Raw genomic sequence first — 9,917 nt, 5'->3', positions numbered from 1 at the left:
GGCCACGGCGAGCCGATCATTGTCCCAGTCCATGTAGCGCCGAGGAGCTGCTCGATCGTCCCACTCGGAGACCGCCGAATCGACGGTTGCGACGCCATTCTCGGGGGTCGCCGCAACAGCGGCCTGATACGTAGAGCGAGGAAGCGGTTGGATAGTGTGGAGTGCCGGGAGGCGGTCGCGGCTCCAGCCGGTCCCCCCCTCACGTGTGTGCGCGGGTCTAGACTCCAAATTGTCGTCGGATTTTCCGGTCCGACTCACAAAATTCTGAAGGGGTTTTTGTCGCATTCCAGATCGGCCGATTTCTTCGAGGAAACGCACGCCAGCCGGGCGAATTGCGACTTTGCTCCCGTCGCTGGTCGCGATACGATCCGTCACGAGTTCGTGTTCGCGAAGCTGGCCCAGGTGGTACGCGACGTTGTTCCGGGACTGGTCGGGGTCATCGTACGGAGCAGCCTCATAGAGCGCCTCGTAGCCGGCTGTCTGGCCGGCTTCCGCGCCGATACGCTCGAGGGTTGCGACAACCTCACCGTCCGTCTCAAGCACCTCACACGCAGCCGCGACGTGGTCGTCGACAGTTCCGTGAGCGCGCTGGCCTGTATCGCATTGAGAACTCACATCGAACGCTGCCACGTCCGGAACGTTCCCATCCAGCTCGTCGACATCGATCTCCGGATCGTAACTCCAAGCGAAGCGCCGCATCCAGATAGACGACTCAAACACAATCCGGACGTCCACACCGTGGCCAAGCCAACTGAGCAGCTGGACCATCTGCCGGCGTTGGTCGGCGTGGCCGATCTCCCGGAATGACTCATCGATCCGCACGGTGAGTGTCGGCGTATGGGCTGCGGCTGCGAGCAACGGCTTCACAACCCGGCGAACATCCGCAAGCTCACCAGGGAACCCGATGCCAAGCGGGCCGAACTCCGAGCTCCCAAAGCTCTCGAGCAGTTCGAGCGCCTGCTGATGCTGCTCGGACTCGACGTCTTTACACAAGCTCAACAGCGTCGACGCAACGATCGACCCGTTGAGGCTCTCTGCGTCTGGAAGCGTCTCTCGGTCAACTGTCCCGAGCTGGTCGTCGATAATCGATTCAAGCGTCTGCCAGGCGGCCCCATCAGCGACACCACCGACGAGTTCGCGCACAGCGAGCGCAATATCGGCTTCGAGGACAGAAACAAGACGCTCCCAGAGTTCACCCGGTCGGCTCTCTTTGTCGAGGTGTACTGTCCCAGACGACACAGCCGGGTACTGCTGAACCACCCAGAGACCCGCGTCCTCATCACAGCGGAGATCTCCAAGCTGACGAGAGCTGTGATCGGTTTTGTTGGATGTCTCTCGATTCGCTGTGTCGAGGTGCTGATCGTCTGCGAAGGCACCTGTAAGCACCTGCACGCCGAGTGGTTGGCCGACGAGGTCGCGGTCCCATTCCTCTTCAAGATCGGCGTAGTGGCCAACCTCGTCGAACTCAGCGCTGGCGTTCCGAGTGTTCGGGAGAAGTGCCGCCCGTTGCTCAACAGCGTCCTCCCACGTGTCTGCTCTTGCTCGACGTCGCAACTGGCCATCTGAATGCTGCCTCCCACACCGGGGGCACTCACGAGCGTTAGCAGCGCCACTACTGACAGCATCCTCGATGACCCAGTGTTGGCTACAATTTGAACAGCCAACGACAGCGAAGCGACTCACGCCGCTGGCACACCTCCATGAGCCGGGTGGTCCTGCATAGTGCGCTCTCCGCGCACGTGCTCGACGCTACGGCCGAAATCGGGAAATCAGCCGTTTCAGAGGCAGCAGAAGGGGTTATCGGCGAAAGCCAGAGATGACTCTCACCACCGCAACCATTAAGACCACTTCGGAAGAAATGAAGGATACGTGAGTTCCTTCGGACAGGTGCCATCCTGTCCCTTCCAAAGCGGCCCCTGCTGCCAACAGGGGAACTTCCCCCCTTTCTAAACATCGCCTAGCCGTGCATACTGCGATGATGCGCTTGCCTCCGTCTTAATACTCACGCCGAGCGTCAGACATACATACAATTACTGTCATTTCGTCGCGGTGTCCGTATTCAGGCGGTTTACACACCTCTAAAGCGGGTAACTGGCAATTGTACTGGGTTCCATGTGGGAGCCCTCCGACGAATTCATTCAATCAGCATCCACGCACTCAGCTGTGAGTTCTGTAGGTAGCCTCAAGCATTTAGCGTCCAACGGTCTCACTACGAATATGTCGTTTCGGGTCAGCTGGCACAATCTCCTTGAGCGGTTAGATGACCTCCCGGAAGGGGCGACGCTCCGGACACCACTCTCGAACGACCGGTTTCAGATAACTGGCGTCCAGGAACACCGTGTCATCATCAAATTCGCGGATAGCGGTGAGTCGCGACCGCTTCAAAAAGACCAGTTTGAGACGCTATATCGACGTGTTACCGACTCTACCGATGGATTCGATCTCGATCGACTCCCACCCGATGCGGATCCATACCCGACGGTATTGAGTCTCCATCCACGATTCGAGGTGAACGACGACCGAGGTGTGATCATCGAGACCGAAGCGCCAACCACCTCATTGTTACTGGACGAGGACCCGTCCTCTGAGCCTGCTCCCGACGAACGGACAGAACCTGATCTCGATGTCTACGCGGATGCGCTGTTGCTCGTCGACGCGCTGGAACGTCACGAGGTTACAGCGCTCGAAGAGGTCGAGACAGGGACACTCATCGACCTGTATACCTTGCTCTCGGACGTTCAACGGAACGCCAACGACCTCCGCAAGGAGATCGCGGACACGCTCTTAGACCGACTCCATCACGACCGACCGGTCTCGGGATCGTACGGTTCGGTCCAGCGGACAGCTCGGACGAACCGCTCGCTCAAAGATGACGAGGAGGTGCTGGACACGCTCGAATCAGCCGGGATCGACCGTGATCGGGTGGTGAGCGTTGATCGCGGGAAGGTTGACGATGCCCTCGAAGTGACTGATGTCGCTGAAAGCGATGTCTACAAGATTGAAGAAACCGAGTACGTTCGGAAAGCCGAGGTGGACGAAGATCGCAAGGAGACGCGGCTCCAAGGGCTGAAAGACCAACTTGCGGCGAGCGATGCTGACGACGCCGACCAACTTCGTGACGAAGTCGAAGAGCTGGAATCGCGGATTGAGGAACTGACCGAATTCAAGTCTGGACAGTCGTATCACACGCGCTCGAATGCCGACCGATGAGTCCGTCTGGCGACGTGACGGGGCGAGACACGTTACGGTCGACGTCGGCCCGAACGTGGGTGTTTCTCAACGGTCGACGCGAGTCCCTCGAGGCTCTCCAGCACAGGTAGTTTATGTGTCTGATGTGAGAATTGTTGGTATGGGTGACCCGGATTCTCCAACCGTCTCGGTATCTCTCTCTAGTCCCACGGATATTCCAGCAGTCCTGAATCGAGCTGGCATCGATCACGTGAGTGTCCATGATCACCGACTCCTTGCTATCTATCACACGGCAATTCTCAACGTGACGACTGATCCGCATCAGATATCGGATGCACAAACACTCGAGGTCGAATGCTGGGAGGATCCAATTCCATCTCGTGCTGATGGAAAGTCGTCACAAGATATTCTTCAGGACTTCACCGACGTGTTCGACTGAAGATAGTGTATACACTGTTCTGTGACTACTCAGTCGGTGACTCGCTCGCGAGTCACAGCGATGAGTAGCCACAAGAACAGCCACGCGAACAGAAACACGACGAGGAGCCCAGTTGGAGACAGGGCTCCAAGCGGACTCATGAGATCGGCTAACACTGGGAGGGAGAGGAGAAAAATAATTCCAGCCCCCACGCTCCCACCGAGGCACTCAACGAGTGGCCAGACTGCGGTTTCACCCGTCTCAATGTCGCTATCTGGGTGGTGGTGCGACTCTGCCCCCGCATAGCTTGGTGTGGCCATACATACCACCTATCAAAAAGTACATATTCGATCGTTATAAATCTATCTTCGGAAGCCTCATAGAGTGAAACGCCTTCTTAGTGGTTTCATCCCTGAGTAAGCCGTACCGCTCTACAACTGGCGACGTGACGGGATGGACAGACAGGCCACGGTCGATGTCGACCGTGACGTGGGCTCAGGATTCACTTGTCAGCGATGCCTGTTGCCTTATGTGACATTTACCGTCCCCTATTTACCGGATTTCTACATAAGGCATTGATTTACAATACCGATTGAACGAAACCGAAAAACGCCCGTTGCGGGTTTGTCGTGCTACCGAGTGGGAAATTAGCACAATAATCTCGGCCAATCTCATAACGAGTGTTAGCGACAGAAAGACCGATTATAATGGAGACACGTTAGCTGTTGGAATATGAGTGCGTCACAGGATGAGGCTGATCTCTCGGAGGACGAACGTGCGGGTCTTGAACTGGTCCGCGAGACGGGTGGGATTCACCAGAGCGACTTTTGGAAAGAGCTGGGTGTCTCTTCGCGAAAAGGAAGCCGAATAGTCGAAGCGCTTGAGAGTGCCGAGCTGATCCAGCGTGAGGAAACGGTGTACGAAGGTCAACGGACCTACTATCTCGAACCAACAGCATCTGATCTTGACTTTTCACTACTGATGGCGGGTGATATGCTCTCGCCATTCATCGGTGAAGAAGAGGTCGACCCGCAGTCAGACGCCTTCTCCCAATGGCTGATGAACCTCGCGTACGAGGAAGAGTAACTATGTTCTCGAGGGCTTTCGACGGCTCTTAGTCACCAAAACTTAGTCACGATAGGCTTGATTCGTCTCACCGAAAGAGTTTGCCGCCGCGTTGTTCATCCAGTTCGGTTATTGTATCATCCTCGGTGAGACCATCAACGATCATTTCAGGGCGTGCCGCGAGCGAGTAACGGTAGTGGCGACCACCGCGCTGGCCGCGGTTGATCTCTTCCATCTTCGCGACGCCGTTGATCACGAGGTCATTCAACAGATCGCGGACCGTCCGTGCGGTGACCGTATCAGTCTCTGCGAGCCGTGCAGCGTGCTCGTACCACGCGTAGAAGGCGTCCATCTTCGCTGGTAGTTCGCCTTCATTATCGAGTGCAAGCAGAGTGTACGCAACGAGTTTGCCTTGAGGCGATAATGATGCAATTTCGCTCACAATCGCGCCCTGCTGGATCTCCTCTTCGGCCTGCCGGACGTGCTGTTCAGTAACGATATCGTCGTCGCTGGTGCGCGCCAGGTCGCCGGCCGTATACAACAGATCGAGTGCTGTCCGGGCATATCCAGAGCGCTTCGCGGCGAACGCGGCCGTTATCGGAACCACATCGTCAGTCAGCACACCATCATGAAACGCGTCGGCGGCACGATCTTTGAGGATCGTTCGCAGTTCGTTCGCATCATACGGTGGGAAATGAATCTCGTGTTCACAGAGCGTCGATTTGACTCGTGGATCCAGCGAGTCGCGGAACGTCGAGTCGTTCGTGATTCCAATGAGTCCGACTTTCGTATCGTCGGGATCGACAAATTTCGCAGAATTACGATTGTTACACCGCCCGAGCTTGTACAGGACGTTATCACTCGTTCCGATATTGTCAATTTCGTCTAGTGCGATCAGAACGTGCGTGGTATCGGCTTTGCGTAACTCGTCGAACAGCATGTCGTACACGTCCCCCTCGGGGTAGCCTGTCGTCGAGATACTCGATCGGGGCGTCGACTCCCGGAGGACGTTCACGAGATTCACAGCGACCTGATAGCTCGTATTGAGGTCACGACATTCCATTTGGACGGCCGTCACGTCGACATCGTCGACGCTATCGGCGTCCTCGCGAACACGATCGAGCACGAGATGGGTGCCAACAGTCTTCCCGACACCGGTCGGTCCGTAGACGAACACGTTACGCGGTCGCTTTCCACGAATCACTTCGGAGAACATCTGGAGGTAGCGATTCAACACCTCATCGCGTTCGAGGATGCGGGACGGATCGTAATCGTCCCGGAGCACGTCTTCATCGAGGAAGATTTCATCCTCGGGCGTGAGGTGACCGAGATTGTCCATATCGGTTCCATACACAGATACCATATAAAACCGGGGCTTCAACTGTTTCGACTGACCCACACAGACACTCCACCGTTTCGAGTGTTCTAGGTGGAACGAGTAGGGGGGTCAGTTTCGGATGGATATTCGAGACCCTGTGCGACGCTAACATTTATCACAAATGTCTGCGTACCATACCCGCAAACCATTTTTTGTGAGTGTAGTAGAATAAGAGAAGACGTAATAGAGACTCGATCAGCTGAAATCGTACGTAGCACTCGTCACTGTCTACTTGAACACTTGAAATAGTGGAGTGTGGGTGGTCCCGACTGGTGTCTCGTTTGTTCGACGCACTGTCCTGACGACGAACTGGCCTCGACAGGACCGACAGCAGATTGTACGCAATCGCGTCGGTGGTTATAGTTGAACACTTGAACGGGTGGTGTGTGAGGTCGACAATTAGAACGGCTGTCTGGTCATCGGAGACACTTGAAGACGTGGTGTGTGTGAGATCAGCTGGGATTTCAGCGTCGATCGCTGTCGGCGTACAACTCGAAACACTTGAAGCGCCGGAGGGTGAGGACAGAGACAAGCGAGGTACCGTCGCAGAGGCCGGTGATCTACTCCTCCCTCCCCGGTGGTTGGACGACATCTCCGAGGGATTGGACCAATTGGATCCCGTTCTCGTAGCCAGTCGTCACCCGATACCCTTCTTCGTCCTGCTCGACGGCTCCTACGCTGGGATGCGCAAGAAGTTGGAGGGCAGATCGAACCTCTTCGGTGGTTGGGATATCGTTCGAGTCCTCCATGCCCACGACGATCCACCGGACGTCCTCCGCTGTCTCCACGGCTCCGTCGGCACGCTCGAGAGCTCGAATGACCGCAAGCAGGGTCTCTCCAGCATCGATGCGGTCCTGGATGTACTCATCGAGGAGGTCGAGTCTGTCATCTTGGAATGCCCCTGAACGTGTCAAGAGAGCCAGTATCTCCTCGGGTGGGACGGCATACTCGTCCCGGCGATCGAGGAGCTCGACGAGGTCGTCGACGGCGATTGTTGTCAGCTCGGTCGTCTCGGCATTATCGATCACTTTCGGGGCGAAGCCTGGGGCGACCACAATGGCGTGATCGGCTCCACGCTGGCGTCGATGTTTGTCCACGTTGGTGACTTCTAGCGAGTTGACTCGACCGTTTCCTCGGGCCTTCACTTCGACAACGACGTGTTTAGGGGACCGGATCTCCACGTCAGTGTCACCTCCTCCTTCGATCCAGTCGGCGGCACAGCCTAGCCGAGAGAAGGCCTTCGCAACGAGTTTTTCGAACTCCTCGTGGGCGTTCCCGTCCGTGCTGGCCGTCCGGAGTTGGTCGGCGAGGTCGGGAGCTGGTTCATCGTCTTCGTCGTCGACCGGGTGAACACGCTCGCCGGCATCGGTCAGGTCGGCAATGGCGGTCTCGACTGATTCCTCTCCAGAGAGTTGGCTGAGGCGCTTGTCTGCGACTCGGGTAAATCCCTGCGGGCGGTAGGTCTCGTCATAGCCAACGAGCTCGTTGAAATCCTTAATGTCGACGTCGACTTCCTCAACATCGGTGAGGAAGGTCATGTACTCCCACGGGCTTTCCTCGTTCCAGCGACCGTGTTCAACGTTCTCTCTCCAGAGATACTCCGCAAGGTCGGGGTCATGTCGGAGTTGGAGGACTTGTCCCCTCGCGACGAACGCGCCATCGTGGTAGACGAGCGCGATGTCGTTTCGCTCGACGTTCCGCCACGTCCCGTCTACTGAAGTACCCCAGACGTGGACGAGATCGTTGTCAGATGTCGTCCGAAACAGTTCGAGGTCGTCGTCATTGAGGTAGGACTCAATATCCTCAATTGGGTGCCCATCCCGAATGAACTGTTTGTAGTCCTCAAACGCGTCGTCGCGACCAGCGGGTAGGATCACGATCCCGGTCATGCTTGAGTGACTCTTTATTCACGTCCCTGCTACGTCTTCGAACTAATCACGATAATGGCTTTAGGGCTTATAATTTGAACACCACTCTCTTCAGTCAGCCCATGCACATTTAACATACAAGCAGTCGTTGCTGCAATCAATGACGTACCGAGCCAGATCGAATTTCGAGCGACGAGTTCTAGAAGAGTTTGAATCGAAGCTGGAGGAGTCTGAAGAAGTCTCTGATGAGGTAGCGAACGCTTTAAGCGATAGTTTAGAGGAAACAACACTATCGACTCAGGAACAGGCTGAGGAACTCGCTGACGACCTTATTGAGACACGCACCAATGAAGCTGAATGAGCTGACAGTTCACGGGTTCAGGGCCTTCCCACCGGAAGAGCAATCGTTTGAATTCGACGGCCAGAACGTGGTAATCGAGGGAGATAATGGCACAGGAAAAAGCTCCGTTTTGGCTGCTATTGAATTCTTAGTCTGTGGAAATTTATCACATCTTGGAGGGCCAGGAACCAGAGATATTCGCGTTTCCTCACACGCTCCCCACCAGATGGCTGATCCTGAAGACTGTTACGTTGAAGGAGAATTCGTCACAGAGGATGGACAAGTGGGGACAGTTCGACGGACAGCTGATGATTCGACAAACTTGTCCGAGATCTCCGGTGAGATAGATGCCGACAGTATTGACGTGAGCCAATGGAATGATGATCACTTGATTTTGACACGAACTCAACTGACAGATTTCATCGAATCGTCTCCTGGTGATCGGGGTGACGAGCTTTCCAGTCTTCTGAATCTAAATGGCATTCAAAACCGTGCTACCGGGTTTAACCGCGCTAAATCACACGTCGGTGACCAGTACCAGACAAAGAAAGACCGATGTGAACGACTGATCGGCGATATCGGGTCTGCTCTTGAGCTTGAGCTTGTATTTCCTTTAGACCAGGATGATCGGAACAGAATTCTTGACCGTATTAATGATAAATTAGAGACGCTTGGTACGGATCAGATCGAGTCTTTGGATGAACTATCTTCGGCACTTGACGCCGTGGATTTAGAACCGAGTGGTGAAGTTCAAGATTCGTTCTACCAAGATTCGACACTTAGACGGGTTAATGACCTATCGTCAGAAGTCAGTACACGGAGAGAAACGATATCTCAAGATTTGAGTTCACTCTCTGAGAATATCGAAGAAATCCAAGCACTTGAAACGGAATCGCTTCAAGAAATCGAATTGTTCGAGACGGCCGAAGGCATAATAACTCGTGAGACGACTGAGTGTCCTCTCTGTGGAGAGAGACATGATGAGGGATATCTCCATGATAGAATAGCTGAACGACAGGAACATCTCTCTGAAATCAAGGAGCTACGTGAGCAAGCCGAGGAACTGCGAACGAATCTATCGAATGAAGTCGAGGGGTTACACTCGCAAGTGACAGAGCTACTACACCGGTTCGAACAAGGACTGGAACGTGGCGATCATGATTCAGTCGCGGATGAGGTTCGCAATCTCAATTCACTTGCCGAGGAACTCACTGAGCTAAGCGAGACTCTGGAAGATCCTATCATTGAACAGGACGAACAAGGTCGGCTCGAAGTCAGGGAAACAAATCCCGATAGGTTGATCCCGCAATGGGATTCGGGGACGACGTCGCTGAACACCATTGAGGGATATATCGAGAGTCTTGAGGCTCGGGACGAACTGTCAGATGCCCATGCTGATCTAGTTCGAACACTTGACGCTTTAGAGGATCTTGATGAAGACAAGGACAAGGTTGACGAATTCAACGCACTTCGGAATGAGTTGGATACTGTCACTGACTTGTATTCTGAGGCTCGACGGACGGTGTTGAAGGATTTATACGAGTCTATTGAAGAGGAATTCAACCAATACTATACAACTATTGTACGTGTTTACCCCGAGGTCTCGACAGCCGGCACAGCGTGAGCCCGTGACATAACCTCATTATTGCTGACGACTCG

At 54.8% G+C, this 9,917-nt stretch carries 9 protein-coding genes and 2 pseudogenes; 6 read left to right on the top strand and 5 right to left on the bottom strand.

Annotation, left to right across the window (positions count from 1 at the left end):
- A pseudogene (locus tag ACT4MF_RS18260) lies at nt 1-993 on the bottom strand (ArsR family transcriptional regulator); the annotation flags it as partial.
- Between ACT4MF_RS18260 and ACT4MF_RS18255 the strand changes: the two are divergent.
- Nucleotides 964-1,566, top strand: coding sequence for a hypothetical protein (locus tag ACT4MF_RS18255; protein WP_444683740.1), 603 nt, complete (start codon nt 964-966; stop codon nt 1,564-1,566). The pseudogene ACT4MF_RS18260 and the gene ACT4MF_RS18255 sit on opposite strands and share 30 nt — an antisense overlap.
- On the opposite strand, the pseudogene ACT4MF_RS18250 reads toward ACT4MF_RS18255, so the two are convergent.
- Nucleotides 1,552-1,683 (bottom strand): annotated as a pseudogene (locus ACT4MF_RS18250) (DUF5817 domain-containing protein); the annotation flags it as partial. The gene ACT4MF_RS18255 and the pseudogene ACT4MF_RS18250 overlap by 15 nt on opposite strands.
- A gap of 534 nt (nt 1,684-2,217) precedes the next feature.
- Here ACT4MF_RS18250 and ACT4MF_RS18245 point away from each other — a divergent pair.
- On the top strand, nt 2,218-3,210 hold the full coding sequence (locus ACT4MF_RS18245) for a DUF7983 family protein (protein ID WP_444683739.1): 993 nt from the start codon (nt 2,218-2,220) through the stop codon (nt 3,208-3,210).
- A 139-nt stretch (nt 3,211-3,349) separates the two neighbouring features.
- Nucleotides 3,350-3,628, top strand: a complete 279-nt coding sequence (locus ACT4MF_RS18240) for a hypothetical protein (RefSeq protein WP_147441164.1) — start codon at nt 3,350-3,352, stop codon at nt 3,626-3,628.
- A 29-nt stretch (nt 3,629-3,657) separates the two neighbouring features.
- Here ACT4MF_RS18240 and ACT4MF_RS18235 read toward each other — a convergent pair whose 3' ends face one another.
- On the bottom strand, nt 3,658-3,927 hold the full coding sequence (locus ACT4MF_RS18235; protein WP_050032830.1) for a hypothetical protein: 270 nt from the start codon (nt 3,925-3,927) through the stop codon (nt 3,658-3,660).
- 412 nt (nt 3,928-4,339) lie between these two features.
- On the opposite strand from ACT4MF_RS18235, the gene ACT4MF_RS18230 reads away from it, so the two are divergent.
- On the top strand, nt 4,340-4,693 hold the full coding sequence (locus ACT4MF_RS18230) for a helix-turn-helix transcriptional regulator (RefSeq protein ID WP_444683738.1): 354 nt from the start codon (nt 4,340-4,342) through the stop codon (nt 4,691-4,693).
- Between the two features lie 67 nt (nt 4,694-4,760).
- Here the strand turns inward: ACT4MF_RS18230 and ACT4MF_RS18225 are convergent, their stop codons facing one another.
- Nucleotides 4,761-6,011, bottom strand: coding sequence for a Cdc6/Cdc18 family protein (locus ACT4MF_RS18225; protein ID WP_444683737.1), 1,251 nt, complete (start codon nt 6,009-6,011; stop codon nt 4,761-4,763).
- 599 nt (nt 6,012-6,610) lie between these two features.
- Nucleotides 6,611-7,939 carry a restriction endonuclease gene (locus tag ACT4MF_RS18220; protein WP_444683736.1) on the bottom strand — a complete coding sequence of 443 codons (1,329 nt, stop codon included), beginning with the start codon at nt 7,937-7,939 and terminating at the stop codon, nt 6,611-6,613.
- Nucleotides 7,940-8,078: 139 nt separating this feature from the next.
- On the opposite strand from ACT4MF_RS18220, the gene ACT4MF_RS18215 reads away from it, so the two are divergent.
- A complete protein-coding gene (locus ACT4MF_RS18215) occupies nt 8,079-8,279 on the top strand; it encodes a hypothetical protein (RefSeq protein WP_444683735.1) in 201 nt (66 codons plus the stop codon).
- Nucleotides 8,266-9,882: an AAA family ATPase gene (locus ACT4MF_RS18210; protein WP_444683734.1), complete on the top strand. Its 1,617-nt coding sequence runs from the start codon at nt 8,266-8,268 to the stop codon at nt 9,880-9,882. Before ACT4MF_RS18215 ends, ACT4MF_RS18210 begins: the two co-directional genes overlap by 14 nt.
- Nucleotides 9,883-9,917: the final 35 nt, after the last annotated feature.

The organism is Halorubrum sp. FL23, from assembly GCF_052439115.2.
GTDB lineage: Archaea > Halobacteriota > Halobacteria > Halobacteriales > Haloferacaceae > Halorubrum > Halorubrum persicum.
Note: the sequence above shows the minus strand (reverse complement) of the source record. Positions and strands in the feature narration are given on the sequence as shown.

Bases quoted from the DNA above. Each gene is read 5' to 3' on its own strand.
- ACT4MF_RS18210 (WP_444683734.1), top strand. From the start codon at position 8,266: ATGAAGCTGAATGAGCTGACAGTTCACGGGTTCAGGGCCTTCCCACCG.
- ACT4MF_RS18220 (WP_444683736.1), bottom strand. From the start codon at position 7,939: ATGACCGGGATCGTGATCCTACCCGCTGGTCGCGACGACGCGTTTGAG.
- ACT4MF_RS18230 (WP_444683738.1), top strand. From the start codon at position 4,340: ATGAGTGCGTCACAGGATGAGGCTGATCTCTCGGAGGACGAACGTGCG.
- ACT4MF_RS18255 (WP_444683740.1), top strand. From the start codon at position 964: ATGCTGCTCGGACTCGACGTCTTTACACAAGCTCAACAGCGTCGACGC.
- ACT4MF_RS18215 (WP_444683735.1), top strand. From the start codon at position 8,079: ATGACGTACCGAGCCAGATCGAATTTCGAGCGACGAGTTCTAGAAGAG.
- ACT4MF_RS18240 (WP_147441164.1), top strand. From the start codon at position 3,350: ATGGGTGACCCGGATTCTCCAACCGTCTCGGTATCTCTCTCTAGTCCC.
- ACT4MF_RS18225 (WP_444683737.1), bottom strand. From the start codon at position 6,011: ATGGACAATCTCGGTCACCTCACGCCCGAGGATGAAATCTTCCTCGAT.
- ACT4MF_RS18235 (WP_050032830.1), bottom strand. From the start codon at position 3,927: ATGGCCACACCAAGCTATGCGGGGGCAGAGTCGCACCACCACCCAGAT.
- ACT4MF_RS18245 (WP_444683739.1), top strand. From the start codon at position 2,218: ATGTCGTTTCGGGTCAGCTGGCACAATCTCCTTGAGCGGTTAGATGAC.